Source organism: Janthinobacterium sp. SUN206 (assembly GCF_030587305.1).
In the GTDB taxonomy this organism is placed as follows: Bacteria; Pseudomonadota; Gammaproteobacteria; order Burkholderiales; family Burkholderiaceae_D; genus Janthinobacterium; species Janthinobacterium kumbetense.
Genome location: NZ_JAPWIB010000002.1, coordinates 797,285 through 809,684 on the forward strand (window position 1 = coordinate 797,285; position 12,400 = coordinate 809,684).

The 12,400-nt window shown below is 61.8% G+C and carries 15 protein-coding genes, 2 tRNA genes and 1 riboswitch; of the genes, 11 read left to right on the top strand and 6 right to left on the bottom strand.

Annotated elements, in window-relative coordinates:
• Positions 1-68: 68 nt before the first annotated feature.
• From O3300_RS16490 to glyA, 5 genes are all read right to left on the bottom strand, one after another.
• Positions 69-632 carry a PilX N-terminal domain-containing pilus assembly protein gene (locus O3300_RS16490; protein WP_305053542.1) on the bottom strand — a complete coding sequence of 188 codons (564 nt, stop codon included), beginning with the start codon at positions 630-632 and terminating at the stop codon, positions 69-71.
• Positions 633-730: 98 nt separating this feature from the next.
• The gene (locus tag O3300_RS16495; protein ID WP_305053543.1) at positions 731-1,690 is read right to left on the bottom strand and encodes a PilW family protein; all 960 of its coding nucleotides are present in this window, start codon (positions 1,688-1,690) and stop codon (positions 731-733) included.
• Complete coding sequence (pilV, locus tag O3300_RS16500) at positions 1,687-2,256, bottom strand: type IV pilus modification protein PilV (protein ID WP_305053544.1); 570 nt, start codon at positions 2,254-2,256, stop codon at positions 1,687-1,689. The genes O3300_RS16495 and pilV overlap by 4 nt, the downstream gene beginning before the upstream one ends.
• A gap of 242 nt (positions 2,257-2,498) precedes the next feature.
• Positions 2,499-2,960: a transcriptional regulator NrdR gene (gene nrdR, locus O3300_RS16505; RefSeq protein WP_077401309.1), complete on the bottom strand. Its 462-nt coding sequence runs from the start codon at positions 2,958-2,960 to the stop codon at positions 2,499-2,501.
• 144 nt (positions 2,961-3,104) lie between these two features.
• Complete coding sequence (glyA, locus tag O3300_RS16510; protein WP_034786580.1) at positions 3,105-4,352, bottom strand: serine hydroxymethyltransferase; 1,248 nt, start codon at positions 4,350-4,352, stop codon at positions 3,105-3,107.
• Between the two features lie 111 nt (positions 4,353-4,463).
• Positions 4,464-4,588, bottom strand: a riboswitch (ZMP/ZTP riboswitch).
• A 314-nt stretch (positions 4,589-4,902) separates the two neighbouring features.
• Here glyA and ybgC point away from each other — a divergent pair.
• The 11 genes from ybgC to O3300_RS16565 all read left to right on the top strand — a co-directional run bounded on the left by ybgC (position 4,903) and on the right by O3300_RS16565 (position 11,202).
• On the top strand, positions 4,903-5,304 hold the full coding sequence (gene ybgC / locus O3300_RS16515) for a tol-pal system-associated acyl-CoA thioesterase (protein WP_046682324.1): 402 nt from the start codon (positions 4,903-4,905) through the stop codon (positions 5,302-5,304).
• A gap of 47 nt (positions 5,305-5,351) precedes the next feature.
• Positions 5,352-6,041 carry a protein TolQ gene (gene tolQ, locus O3300_RS16520; RefSeq protein ID WP_034759183.1) on the top strand — a complete coding sequence of 230 codons (690 nt, stop codon included), beginning with the start codon at positions 5,352-5,354 and terminating at the stop codon, positions 6,039-6,041.
• A gap of 15 nt (positions 6,042-6,056) precedes the next feature.
• Entirely contained in the window at positions 6,057-6,497 is a 441-nt protein-coding gene (locus O3300_RS16525; RefSeq protein ID WP_223278896.1) for an ExbD/TolR family protein, read from the top strand.
• 48 nt (positions 6,498-6,545) lie between these two features.
• The gene (tolA, locus tag O3300_RS16530) at positions 6,546-7,565 is read left to right on the top strand and encodes a cell envelope integrity protein TolA (protein ID WP_305053545.1); all 1,020 of its coding nucleotides are present in this window, start codon (positions 6,546-6,548) and stop codon (positions 7,563-7,565) included.
• 5 nt (positions 7,566-7,570) lie between these two features.
• Complete coding sequence (gene tolB, locus O3300_RS16535; protein ID WP_369811619.1) at positions 7,571-8,839, top strand: Tol-Pal system beta propeller repeat protein TolB; 1,269 nt, start codon at positions 7,571-7,573, stop codon at positions 8,837-8,839.
• A gap of 43 nt (positions 8,840-8,882) precedes the next feature.
• Complete coding sequence (gene pal / locus O3300_RS16540; protein ID WP_034786578.1) at positions 8,883-9,404, top strand: peptidoglycan-associated lipoprotein Pal; 522 nt, start codon at positions 8,883-8,885, stop codon at positions 9,402-9,404.
• Positions 9,405-9,538: 134 nt separating this feature from the next.
• The gene (gene ybgF / locus O3300_RS16545; protein ID WP_305053546.1) at positions 9,539-10,297 is read left to right on the top strand and encodes a tol-pal system protein YbgF; all 759 of its coding nucleotides are present in this window, start codon (positions 9,539-9,541) and stop codon (positions 10,295-10,297) included.
• Between the two features lie 67 nt (positions 10,298-10,364).
• Positions 10,365-10,440: transfer RNA gene (locus O3300_RS16550), tRNA-Lys, on the top strand.
• 89 nt (positions 10,441-10,529) lie between these two features.
• Positions 10,530-10,605: transfer RNA gene (locus tag O3300_RS16555), tRNA-Lys, on the top strand.
• Positions 10,606-10,748: 143 nt separating this feature from the next.
• Positions 10,749-10,952: a stability determinant gene (locus tag O3300_RS16560; protein WP_143451356.1), complete on the top strand. Its 204-nt coding sequence runs from the start codon at positions 10,749-10,751 to the stop codon at positions 10,950-10,952.
• On the top strand, positions 10,921-11,202 hold the full coding sequence (locus tag O3300_RS16565) for a type II toxin-antitoxin system RelE/ParE family toxin (protein WP_305053547.1): 282 nt from the start codon (positions 10,921-10,923) through the stop codon (positions 11,200-11,202). Before O3300_RS16560 ends, O3300_RS16565 begins: the two co-directional genes overlap by 32 nt.
• Before the next feature lie 29 nt (positions 11,203-11,231).
• Here the strand turns inward: O3300_RS16565 and O3300_RS16570 are convergent, their stop codons facing one another.
• Complete coding sequence (locus tag O3300_RS16570) at positions 11,232-12,362, bottom strand: acyltransferase (protein WP_305053548.1); 1,131 nt, start codon at positions 12,360-12,362, stop codon at positions 11,232-11,234.
• Positions 12,363-12,400: the final 38 nt, after the last annotated feature.

A 12,400-nucleotide genomic window follows, 5' to 3' on the forward strand; every position in this document is an offset into this window, starting at 1 on the left:
CCGGGCAGACCGCAAAGCAGGCCACAAAGTGGACGGCAAAGTGGGTGGCAAGATGAACCGCGGCGCCCTCATGGCCCCGCTCCCGCCGCCTGTTTGCGGTAATAGCTTTGCAGCACGACTTGCGTGCTTTCCTGCGCGCCAAAACCGATGGCCGTGATGCGGTACACATAGCTTTCCGTGGCCAGACCACCGGCCGCTGCCGTGGCCTGCGCGCCGGGCGGGTGAAACGGCAGCAGTTCGATAAGGTAGCGGGGCCGGCGCGACGGCAGGAATCCCTGCCCCGTCTGCATGACGGCGCCCGTAAACTGGCCGTATGGCACGGTGCGGCTGCTGGCTTCGGCGCCATCGAGGTCCGTACTCAGCCAGAGGGCCGGCGCCTCCGGGGCCGCGGGCAGGCACAGGCCCAGCGCGCCGCCCTCACCACAACCCTCCGCGAACCCGGCCGCACTGCCTGGCGCGAAGAGGCTGCTGCGTCCCGGCGCGCCGGGCAAGCCTTCGATATCGTTTTGCGCATCCACCAGTGCCTCCTCCGCAGCCTGAAACGCGATCTGCCGGTCGCGCTCGCCGCGCGCCGCCTTTTCTCCCTGCAAGGCCATCTGCGCCGCCGATATGCCCAGCAACAAGATGATCACCAGAGCACATACACGAGGGTGGCGCCGCCGCATCGCGCACGAGGTGGGCGCCAAGGCACGCAACAGCGGACGCCCGCGCCAGCCATCGCGCCGCCCGCCTAGGCCGGCCCGTTGCGCAGCATGATGCTCGTCTGCACCAGTTGCCGCAGCCGCGAACGCGTCGCGGCAGGCAAGGATGCGCGCGCAATGCGCACGCCAGTGTCGCCGGCGCCATGCGCCTCGGCATACGCCTTGCCGAACAGGTCGAACTGCGCCGGCCCCAGTTCCGCCATCTTGTCGGCCTGTTCCGCCTCGCCATGCAGCAACAGCGCCACGCGCACGCTGGCCACGCGTTTCCAGTGCGTGCGTCGGTGAAAATCGCGCTGGCGCGCGGCCGCGTCCGCCCCTTCCAGCAGCAGCGCCGCATCGTAGGCGTCGAGCGCGCTGGCGTTGACATAGCGGTTCGCCACGCCGTCAGGCGGCGTATCCGTGTCGAGGCCATACAGCACCTGGAAAACATCGACGCCACGGATGACGGCGTCCGCGCCCCAGCCGTTCGCGCCGCGGTACTTGCAGCGCAGCTCGCCTTCGCCATCGGCGCCCTGCGCCACGTAGAAAATGCTCCAGCCCCGCTGCGCCTCCGTTTGCGCGGCGCCCACGCCAAAGCCGGCGCAATTGAGCACGGAACCGTCGCCGCCCTCTTCCTTGCCGACGCCGTAATAGCGCAGGGCCAGCACGTCGCTGCCATGCAGGGCGCCGGGCAGCGCGCCGCTGATGCCGTCGCTGTTCTTGCCCAGGCTGCGCGCGTCGAGCCCGGCGATATTCGCGCTGTCGTAATCCGCATGGGCGACTGGCGCGGCGCTGCTGTCCCAATTCACATACGCCGTCTGGCGCACGGCGCGGGCGATGGCGTCGAGCGCATAGCGGGCGTTGTCATCCAGGCGCGCGCTGGCGGACTGGTCGCCATAGCTGCCGCTGGCCGCCAGCAGCACGCTACTGGCGGCCAGCATCAACAGCGCACCGAGCGACAGGGCCACCAGCAATTCGACCAGGCTCATGCCACGATGCCCGCCGTTCATGCGCCGCCCCCGCCCAGCTGGAATGCCAGCCTGGGCAGCGACTCGCCTGCCGCATTCACGGCGGGCGAGCCATCGGGCAGGCGGCCGCGCCAGCCCAGCTTGATAACGATGGGCGCCCCCTTGCCGCCGCTGCACGCCCACTGCAAGCCCTGGGCGGCGGCGTCCCACGCGGCAAGGTCGCGGCAGATGCGCAGGCGCGCGCCGGGCAAGGCCGCATGCAGCCCTTGCTTCCATTCGGCGACGTCGAATTGCGCCAGCTCGGCCGCGCTGCAGGCGGCAGCGCCAAGACAGTCCGGCGCGCCACCGCCAGCTTCGGCGCCGTCCGCCGCCGCGTAGGCCACGTTCAGGTAGGGATTGCCCGCATCGGGGCCATTCATGAGCACGTTGTTCGCGCGCATGCGCTCGGCCATGCCGGCGGCCAGTTGCACGCCCGCCGACAACAGCGCCGACTCGTGGCGCGCGCGCAGGGCGTTCAATTGCAGGACGCTGGCGCCCAGCAGGCCCAGCGCCAACAGCAGCAGCGACACCAGCACTTCCACGAGGCTGCTGCCACCCGCAGGAAACATAGTGCGACCGTCCTTGCGCATGCGCTACTCCCTTCCGCAGAAAGAGCCGCAGGAACAGGCGGCCCAGCTACAAGATAGGCGCGCGCAAAAAACCGCGTCTGCGCTAGCGCAAACAGGACGATGATAAGTCGAGAAGAACGGCGGTGGGATTGATCAGACCGCTTGCCAGGCAAGCGCTGGCATGGTGAACACGGGGCGCATGAGCGGCCCCGTTGCCGGCAAAGTGAATATCCAGGTGAGCGTCAGGGCTTGCGCGCCTGGCCCACTTCGGCGATCGCGTCCTGGAACTCGGCCAGGTCTTCGAAATTCTTGTAGACGGAGGCAAAGCGGATGTAGGCGATCTTGTCCAGGCGCTTGAGTTCCTGCATGACGAGTTCGCCGATATAGCCGGATTCGACTTCGCGCAAGCCGCTGGTGAGCAGCTTTTCCTGGATGGACGCGATGGCCGTATCCACAGAGGCGGCCGCGACGGGACGCTTACGCAAGGCCAGCATCAAACTGCCGCGCAACTTATCCGCAGCGAACTCCGTCCGGCTGCCATTCTTTTTGACGACGGCCGGCATGATAAGTTCAATGCGTTCGTACGTGGTAAAACGCTTGTCGCATTTGCCGCAGCGGCGGCGGCGCCGAATGGCATCCCCTTCCTCCGATACGCGCGTATCGAGAACCTGGGTGTCGCCGTGCTGGCAAAATGGACATTTCATGGGCTGGCTACAACTTTATAGTAATAATTACGGGAAATCGCCGCCCTTGTACAAAGGGCGCCCGAATCACTCCGGGCGCCCTTGGGCACGACTGGAATGTGTCATACAGAATCTTACTCCGTATGACACATTCTGGACAAATAATTATGCTGCGTACACTGGGTGCGCGTCGGCCAGTACTTTCACGGCCGCTTTCACGCGCTCGATGGTGGCGGCGTCATGCGGATTGTCCAGCACGTCGGCGATCAGGTTGCCCACTTCTTCCGCTTGCGCTTCCTTGAAACCGCGCGTCGTCATCGCCGGGCTGCCCAGGCGGATGCCCGAGGTGACGAAGGGTTTTTGCGGGTCGTTCGGGATGCCGTTCTTGTTGCAGGTGATGTGCGCGGAACCGAGGATGGCTTCGGCTTCCTTGCCCGTCAGGTTCTTGGCGCGCAGGTCGACCAGCATGACGTGCGATTCGGTGCCGCCGGAAACGATGCGCAAGCCGCGCTTGATCAGGGTTTTCGCCAGCACGTCGGCGTTCTTGATCACTTGCTTCTGGTATTCGACGAATTCAGGGCTCAGCGCTTCCTTGAAGGCGACGGCCTTGCCGGCGATGACGTGCATCAGCGGGCCGCCCTGGATACCTGGGAAGATGGCCGAGTTGATGGCTTTTTCGTGTTCGGCCTTCATCAGGATGATGCCGCCGCGCGGGCCGCGCAACGATTTGTGCGTGGTCGAGGTGACGAAGTCGGCGAACGGCACCGGATTCGGGTACAGGCCGGCGGCGATCAGGCCGGCGTAGTGGGCCATGTCGACCATGAAGTAGGCGCCCACTTCCTTGGCGATCTTGCTGAAGCGTTCGAAGTCGATCTTTTTCGAGAATGCCGACGCGCCGGCGATGATCAGCTTGGGCTTGCGTTCGCGGGCCAGGCGCTCCATTGCCTCGTAGTCGATGTCTTCTTCCGCCGTCAAGCCGTAGGAAACGACGTCAAACCATTTGCCGGACATGTTCAGCGGCATGCCGTGGGTCAGGTGACCGCCTTCGGCCAGCGACATACCCATGATCAGGTCGCCTGGTTTCAACATGGCGAAGAACACGCCCTGGTTCGCCTGCGAGCCGGAGTTCGGCTGCACGTTCGCGCATTCGGCGCCAAACAGCTGTTTCACGCGGTCGATGGCCAGTTGCTCGGCCACGTCGACGTATTCGCAGCCGCCGTAGTAACGCTTGCCCGGGTAGCCTTCGGCGTACTTGTTCGTCAGCTGCGAGCCTTGCGCTTCCATTACGGCTGGCGACGTGTAGTTTTCCGACGCGATCAGTTCGATGTGGTCGTGCTGGCGCGTGTTCTCTTTTTGAATGACGGCGAACAATTCAGGATCGACGTTGGCGAGGTTGTGATCTTTTGCAAACATGTAAAAACTCCAAGTATGAGGGTGCTTGTACTGGCAGGTTGGATCGAATGAGGGGAGCCGGCGTTAAGTGAATAACAACATTGGACAGGCAGCCTCTTCGTGCTTTTCCATAGTGGCTACCCAGGCGAACGGCTGATGAAAAATCTCACGTTTCCCGGTGGGTGCCCACCTTTCGCCGGTTTGCCGACCGCCATTCATGGAGATCGCCCGACTTTTCGCCAGTCACGTGAGACGTAATGGAAGTCAAATTGTAAGTTAAGTACCCAAATTGAGCAAGGAATGCAACCGTGCGGCTATAATCGCCGCGCGCCATCGCCGCCCGGGCGCGGCCACAGGCCGCCCCGGGGATGGCCGCGGCTTTTAAGCTGGGCTTAAACCTGGCCATGGCATGTAAGCGTATGTTACGAAGCTTGCCATTGCACACGCCGGATTTACAATGCTGCGGTGCAACTTATATGCAGCTTTTGCATGGCTTTCCAGCAAGCGCCCACAGTCACAAGAAGAAAAATCGCGTAAAATGTTGCTCAATCTCACTACTGGCGCAATAAACATGCCTTCAGTCTTTACCTGGAACGTACGTGTCTACTATGAAGACACCGACGCCGGCGGCATCGTCTATTACGCTAACTACCTGAAATTCTTCGAGCGCGCGCGCACCGAATGGCTGCGCGCCATCGACGTGGGCCAGCAGGAATTGCTGGAACAGCATGACGCGATGTTCGTTGTCAAAAGCGTCAACGCCGACTATCATGCGCCAGCCAGGCTCGATGACACGGTAAGATTAACCTTAAGCATAGAAAAAATGGGGCGTGCCTCCATCGTTTTCCTGCAACAAGCCTGGTGCGGCGACCGCCTGCTCAACACGGCCCGCGTCAAGATCGGCTGCGTCGATTCGGCACTGCGCCCGCGCGCCGTGCCTGATGCAGTAGCGGCCCGCATGCGCGCCGCCTGAGCCCTACCCGCCACCTCCGGACAATTCACCCAACAGACTGCCAGCCAATGAACGTTACACAAGATCTTTCTTTCCTCGCGCTCATCTCCAATGCCCATTTGATCGTGCAACTGATCATGGCCCTGCTGCTGCTGATTTCCCTGACCAGCTGGACCTACATTTTCCGCAAGATGTTTGCCGTGCGCCAGGCGCGCAAGCAAACCATCGAATTCGAACGCAGCTTCTGGGCCGGCGGCAACCTGCATGCGCTGCACCAGAACGCCAGCGGCAACCGCGACCAGAGCGGCGCGCTGGCCCGCATCTTCGACGCCGGCATGGGCGAATTCATCAAGGGCAAGGCTTCCTACGGTTCGCGCGAAGCGCTGGACGTCGGCGCCGTGCTCGACGGCGCACGCCGCGCCATGCGCGCCGCCTTCCAGCGTGAAATGGACGTGCTCGAATCGCACCTGGCCTTCCTCGCGTCCGTCGGCTCCGTCTCGCCGTACATCGGCCTGCTCGGTACCGTCTGGGGCATCATGAACGCCTTCCGCGGCCTGGCCAACGTGCAGCAAGCCACCCTGGCCGCCGTCGCGCCCGGCATTGCCGAAGCGCTGATCGCCACCGCCATCGGCCTGTTCGCGGCCATTCCCGCCGTCGTCGCCTACAACCGTTTTTCGCATGACATCGACCGCCTGGCGATCCGCTTCGAGAGCTTCGTCGAGGAATTCTCCAACATCTTGCAGCGCCAGTCGCGCTAAGAGGGAGCAAGGTCCATGGGTTCCTCCTTTAATAGTGGCGGCATGCGCGGTGGCCGTGGCCGCAAGTTCAAGTCCGAGATCAACGTCGTGCCGTATATCGACGTGATGCTGGTGCTGCTGATCATTTTCATGGTGATGCCGTCGTCGAACAATCCCAGCGTGGTGAACTTACCCAACGCGGAAAAGTCGGCGAAACCGCCCGATGACTATATTCAGATCGTACTGAAACCGAATGGTTCGCTGTCGATCGGCGTCATCGGCAAGGAACAGCTGTCGCCGGAAACGGAACCGAACCGCGACGCCCTGCTGCGCAAGCTGCGCGGTTTGCACGAAAGCAATCCCGACTATCCCGTGATGATCGCGGGCGACAAGGAAAGCAAGTACGACGATGTGATCCAGCTCATTTCGGAAGCAAAAAAAATGGGCATTACCCGCGTCGGCCTGGCCACCAAGTAAGCGCAGCACCCTGTTTCCAGACTTGACCGTTTTTAGATAGACTAGACTTTGCAGACCAAACAAATCGACCATGTACTCGGCAAGCCCTACAGCGTGCCGCGCGAACGCAGCCGCTGGCCCTCGCTGGGCCTGGCGCTGGCGATGCACCTTGGCCTGCTGTTTTTCCTGTGGGTGGGCGTACACTGGCAAAATACGGAACCTGTCGCCGTCGAAGCGGAAGTATGGGACCTGAAAGTGCAGACGGCCGCGCCGCCGCCCGAAGTGGCGACGGAACCGGAACCGACACCGGCGCCGCCGCCGGAACCGCAAGTGGAACAGCCGGCCCCGCCGCCACCGCCGCCCGTGGCCGCGCCCGAGCCGAAGGTCGACCTGCGCGAGGCGGAGATCGCCCTCGAACGCAAGAAGGCCAAGCTGAAAGAAGAAAAAGACAAAGCGGCAGCGGAAGAACGCCGCAAGCAGGAATTGAAGGAACGCGAGGAAGAAAAGCGCGAACTGGAAAAACAGAAGCAGAAAGAAAAAGACAAGGCTGAAAAGCTGGAAAAAGAAAAGGCCGACAAGCTGGAGAAAGCCAAGCAAGCAAAAGAGAAAGAAAAAGCGGCGGAAGAAAAAGCCGAGAAAGAACTGTCCGATAAAAAAGCGGCGGCCGAAAAAGCGGCCAAGGCGAAAAAAGCGGCGGCTGAAAAAGCGGCAGCCGACAAATTGCGTGCCGATGACATGAAGCGTTTGATGGCGCAGGCAGGCAATGGCACAACAGGTACGGCCGCGAAAGCGACCGCGCCACGCAAGGACAGCGGCTATGTCGCTGCCCTGACGAGCAAGATCAAGAGCAATATCGCGTACAGCGGTAGCACGGACGTGCCGGGCAACCCGCGCGCCGTGTTCAAGATCGAGCAACTGCCAACTGGGGAAATTATTTCGGTCCGAAAGATTAAAAGTAGCGGCCTGCCGGCGTATGACAGCTCGGTGGAAAACGCCATTAATAAATCGTCGCCACTGCCGAAGAAAAAAGACGGCACCGTGGAACGCGAGATTGAACTCATATTCGAGATGAAGGATTTGCCTAAATGATGACCATGAAAAAAATGAGCTATGTCGTGCTCTGCGCCGGCCTGATGCTGGGAGCCTCCGGCGCCCAGGCGCAGCTGCGCGTGGAGATTACGGGGATCGGCAGCAACCAGATCCCGGTAGCTGTCGCCAGCTTCGTCAATGAATCGGCGGCGCCGCAGTCGCTGTCGGGCATTATCAAGGCCGACCTGGCGCGCAGCGGCGTGTTCAAGCTGATCGACGCCGATGCGCCCGTGTCGGAAACGGCGCCCGTCAGCTACGAGCAGTGGAAATCGCGCGGCGCCGACGCGCTGGCGGCCGGCACCGTGCAAAGCATGGCCGATGGCCGCCTGGACGTGCGCTACAAGCTGTTCGACACCATCAAGGGCGCCCAGATCTCCAGCATGAACAATGCGGCCGCGCCGCAATTCAACCGCTTGCTGGCGCACAAGATCGCCGACGATATCTATGAAAAATTGACGGGCGTCAAAGGCGCGTTCGCCACGCGCATCGCCTACGTCACGCAATCGGGCCGCGAATACCGCCTGGAAGTGGCCGACGCCGATGGCGAAGGCATCCAGGTCGCCCTGCGCTCGAACGAGCCGATCATTTCACCGTCGTGGTCGCCGGACGGCACCAAGGTCGCGTATGTGTCGTTCGAAAAGAAAAAGCCCATCGTCTACGTGCAAAACCTGGTGACGCGCCAGCGCACCATCGTGTCGAATGAAAAAGGCAGCAACTCGGCGCCGAGCTGGAGCCCGGACGGCTCGCGCCTGGCCGTGGCCCTGTCGCGCGACGGCCATACCCAGGTCTACACCGTCAATGCCGACGGCAGCGGCTTGCGCCGCGTCAGCACCAGCAGCGGCATCGATACGGAACCCCAATTCTCGGCCGATGGCCAAAGTATTTATTTCACCAGCGATCGCAGCGGCGGACCACAAATCTACCGCATGTCGACCAGCGGTGGCGAAGCCAAGCGCGTGACGTTTGGCGGCTCCTACAACATCAGCCCGCGGATTTCGTCCGACGGGAAGACACTCGCTTATATTTCCCGTCGCGACGGCAATTTCCAGCTCTACGCGCTCGACCTGGCTAGTGGCCAGGAACTGCGCCTGTCGGACACCGCCAACGACGAATCACCGAGCTTTTCGCCCAACGGGAAATATATCATGTACGCGACCGAATCCGGACGACGCAAGTCGCTGGCAGTGGTATCGGTGGATGGCCGCGTCAAACAGCGTTTGACTACGCAAGCTGGCAATATCAAGGAGCCCACCTGGGGTCCTTTTATGAAGTAAATGCTGTACAGTTTCACCTTTAACCATGACCCGGAGAATAAAAATGAGTAACTTTAAAAGTTTGGCTTTCATCGCCGCTACCGCAGCCCTGCTGTCCGCCTGCAGCACCCCAGTCAAAGTAGCAGAGACCCCAGTGGTTGAGCGCGCTCCTGAAAAAGTCGTCGCTCCAGTTGACACCCGTCAAGTTCAGCCAGTAACGACCGCATCAGTCGATCCACTGGACGATCCAAAAGGCGTGCTGGCCAACCGCAGCATCTACTTCGACTTCGACAAATACGTCGTGCGCGAAGCGGACACCCCAGTCGTGCAAAACCACGCTGGCTACCTGGTGAAAACGCCTAGCCGCAAGATCCTGATCCAAGGTAACACCGATGAACGCGGTGGCGCTGAGTACAACCTGGCCCTGGGCCAGAAACGTGCTGAAGCCGTGCGCAAGTCGATGGCAGCCCTGGGCGTGCCAGAAGGCCAAATGGAAGCCGTGTCGCTGGGCAAAGAAAAGCCTAAAGCTCAAGGCAGCAACGAAGCAGCATGGGCAGAAAACCGCCGCGCTGACATCGTTTATTGATGTTCAGGGGTGAGCGCGGCAGCATTGACGCTTACCTAACTGGCCAGTCATAGGCATAATAATGGGGCGCAGCGCGGTGATTCACCGCCCGGCGCCCCGTTTGCATGTTTGCGTAACTTTTGAAAGCCCGACTCATGATGACATTCTCGAAAGCCGGCGTCGCCGCCGCCTTGATGGCCGCGTTTGCCTACCTGCCCCTGCACGCCAACGCCGCCCTGTTCGATGACGACGAAGCACGCAAGGCCATCCTCGAGCTGCGCGCCAAGGTCGACGCCATGGCGCGCGACCTGAACAGCCGCATCGACGCCAAGGCGGACAAGACCAGCGCCTTGAGCCTGCTCAACCAGCACGACCAGACCATGCAAGAGATCGCCCGCCTGCGCGGCCAGATCGAAGTGCTGGGCAACGACCTGGCAAACACGCAAAAGCGCCAGAAGGATTTCTACACCGATATCGACGCGCGCCTGCGCAAGCTCGAACCGCGCCAGGTCACCATCGACGGCCAGGAAGCGGCCGTGGGCGTGTCCGAGCAAAGCGCATACGAATCCGCATTCGGCCTGTTCAAGTCGGGCGACTACAAGGGCGCCGTGACGGCCCTGGACGGCTTCGTGAAACGCTATCCGGAATCGGCCTATGCGGCCAACGCGCAATACTGGCTGGGCAACGCCTATTACGCCCAGCGCGACTGCAAGAGCGCCATCACGGCCCAGCAGGCCGTGCTGAAACACTACCCGGACAGCCCGAAAGCGCCCGACGCCATGCTCAACATCGCCAGCTGCTACACGGAGCTGAAAGACAAGCCGAACGCGACCAAGACGCTGAACGCCCTGATCTCGCGCTACCCGGACTCCAGCGCGGCCCAGGCCGCCAAGGAACGGGGCGGCAAAAAGTAAAAGCGGGGAAAAAGTTGCCCGTTAGGTTTGACAGAATCCCGGGCACCCCCTATAATCTTTCTTCTTCGGGTCGTTAGCTCAGCTGGTAGAGCAGCGGACTTTTAATCCGTTGGTCGCAGGTTCGAATCCCGCACGGCCTACCACGAATACGCAGTACTGATCTGCTTGCGAGTTGTTATAGCAAGCATTTTTTTACGGCACAGTGTTACCGAAGTTGTTGTAAAAAGTTTTTGGGTCGTTAGCTCAGCTGGTAGAGCAGCGGACTTTTAATCCGTTGGTCGCAGGTTCGAATCCCGCACGGCCTACCAAATACTATGAAAAAGCCAACCGTTCGCGGTTGGCTTTTTTGTTTTCGGCAGCATCACCTGCACGGGATGCGACCGCTGACGCAAATCAAACACCCTGCCACCTGCGATGCGCCTCTGTCGAACTGTCGTATAATCAGGCAATCATGAACGACCCCCTACCCTCGACCACGTCCGCATTTGAGACAGCGGAAGCAGCCGAAACCTATGACCACTGGTTTCGCGCCAAGGTATTGTCATCACTAAATGATGACCGCCCTGTCCATCCACATGCAGCGGTCATGGCGCAACTGAAGAAAATCGTCGCAGCCCAGCCTGATGACCATGCTGCCGATTCGATGGAAGGCTAAAGCGCAGGAAGATTTGACCGCAATACTCACGTATATCGCGCAGCGCAACCAGCCGGCGGCGCTGCAGCTTTACAACGACATCGACAACGCCATCTCCCAACTTCCAAATCATCCTCATTTATACCGGACCGGAAGAGTTGCCGGCACGCGGGAACTGGTTGCTCACCCAAACTATGTCGTCGTATATCGCGTTGAGGCAAGCGCAATAGAAATTCTTGCCGTCATGCATACACGGCAACTATATCCCTGAACCTCTCCCGGCATACCGGAAACCAGTCGTTAACGCGACACCAGCGCCGGCCTCCCGGCCAGATGCGCCACCGCGCTGCCCATCGCGCGCCCCAGCGGCACCTCCACCCAGCGGTAAAACGCGGCGCCGGTCGCCAGGCTGGCACCCCAGGCCGTCAGCATGCCCAGCGCCTGCCACTCCGGCTCAAGCGGGACATAGCTGATAAACAGCGCATTGACCAGCAGGCTGACGGGAAAGTGGACGAGAAACACGGCATACGAGATGCGTCCCAGGGCGTTGATGACATTCCAGGCGCCGCCCTGGGACGGCGTGCGGGCGCGGCCGAACAGGAACAGGGCGCAGGCGACGATCAGGGCCAGGGCGATGCGGCTGCGGTAGTCGACGGCCAGGGCCAGCAGGACGGGCACGGCTGCCATGGCCATGAGCGCGGTCATGGCAGCGGGTTTGCGGGCCGGATCGCTGGCCCACCAGGCCAGCATGCCCAGGCCGTAGCTGCCGAAGAAATACGGCGCCCAATTGTCCCAGCCCGCGTCGAGATTGAAATACAGCAGGGAAAAGGTGATGCCCGCGGTGACGGCCAGCGGCATCAGCCAGTGCCCGCGCCGCTGGCCCGCCAGGCGGCCGCCCAGCCACAGCAGCGATACCGTCAGCAAGTACAGCTGGAAATCGATGGCCACGTACCAGGCGCCGGCCGACAGCGACTCGTAGCCGAGCACGCCGTGCAGCAGCAAGGCATGGGCGCTCAGCTGGCCCAGGGTGACGGCGGCCGACATGGAGTCGTGCAGCATCCAGATGCCGGCCACGGGCGTGACGATGGCCGCGAGCAAGGTGGCGGCCAAGAAAGGCGGCGCCAGCTTGGCATAGCGGCGCCAGATCGCCTGTAGCGGCGTGGCAATGCCGGGGCGGCCGGCGGGCGACAGGGATTTGGCGACGAGAAAGCCGCCGATGACGAGGAACACTTGCACGGCGATGCGCGCGCTACCGCCCAGCCAGCCTAGCAGCTCGGGCCACAGGGGTTGCACGTAGTCGGACATGGGCCCGTAAAACGCCAGGTGATGCAACACGATCAACTGCGCCGCGCCTGCCTTCAAACCATTGATCCAGCCAAACTGCGGACGATGTGCCAGGTCCGCCTGTGATACCACTGCTGCTGCCGTCATTCCCATCCCTTGCCATGCCAGGTAGTCTCGCCAGCCCA

Bases quoted from the DNA above. Each gene is read 5' to 3' on its own strand.
- pal (WP_034786578.1), top strand. From the start codon at position 8,883: ATGAGTAACTTTAAAAGTTTGGCTTTCATCGCCGCTACCGCAGCCCTG.
- O3300_RS16495 (WP_305053543.1), bottom strand. From the start codon at position 1,690: ATGAACGGCGGGCATCGTGGCATGAGCCTGGTCGAATTGCTGGTGGCC.
- glyA (WP_034786580.1), bottom strand. From the start codon at position 4,352: ATGTTTGCAAAAGATCACAACCTCGCCAACGTCGATCCTGAATTGTTC.
- tolQ (WP_034759183.1), top strand. From the start codon at position 5,352: ATGAACGTTACACAAGATCTTTCTTTCCTCGCGCTCATCTCCAATGCC.
- O3300_RS16525 (WP_223278896.1), top strand. From the start codon at position 6,057: ATGGGTTCCTCCTTTAATAGTGGCGGCATGCGCGGTGGCCGTGGCCGC.
- nrdR (WP_077401309.1), bottom strand. From the start codon at position 2,960: ATGAAATGTCCATTTTGCCAGCACGGCGACACCCAGGTTCTCGATACG.
- pilV (WP_305053544.1), bottom strand. From the start codon at position 2,256: ATGTTTCCTGCGGGTGGCAGCAGCCTCGTGGAAGTGCTGGTGTCGCTG.
- tolB (WP_369811619.1), top strand. From the start codon at position 7,571: ATGAAAAAAATGAGCTATGTCGTGCTCTGCGCCGGCCTGATGCTGGGA.
- O3300_RS16560 (WP_143451356.1), top strand. From the start codon at position 10,749: ATGAACGACCCCCTACCCTCGACCACGTCCGCATTTGAGACAGCGGAA.
- ybgC (WP_046682324.1), top strand. From the start codon at position 4,903: ATGCCTTCAGTCTTTACCTGGAACGTACGTGTCTACTATGAAGACACC.
- O3300_RS16570 (WP_305053548.1), bottom strand. From the start codon at position 12,362: ATGACGGCAGCAGCAGTGGTATCACAGGCGGACCTGGCACATCGTCCG.
- O3300_RS16565 (WP_305053547.1), top strand. From the start codon at position 10,921: ATGACCATGCTGCCGATTCGATGGAAGGCTAAAGCGCAGGAAGATTTG.
- ybgF (WP_305053546.1), top strand. From the start codon at position 9,539: ATGATGACATTCTCGAAAGCCGGCGTCGCCGCCGCCTTGATGGCCGCG.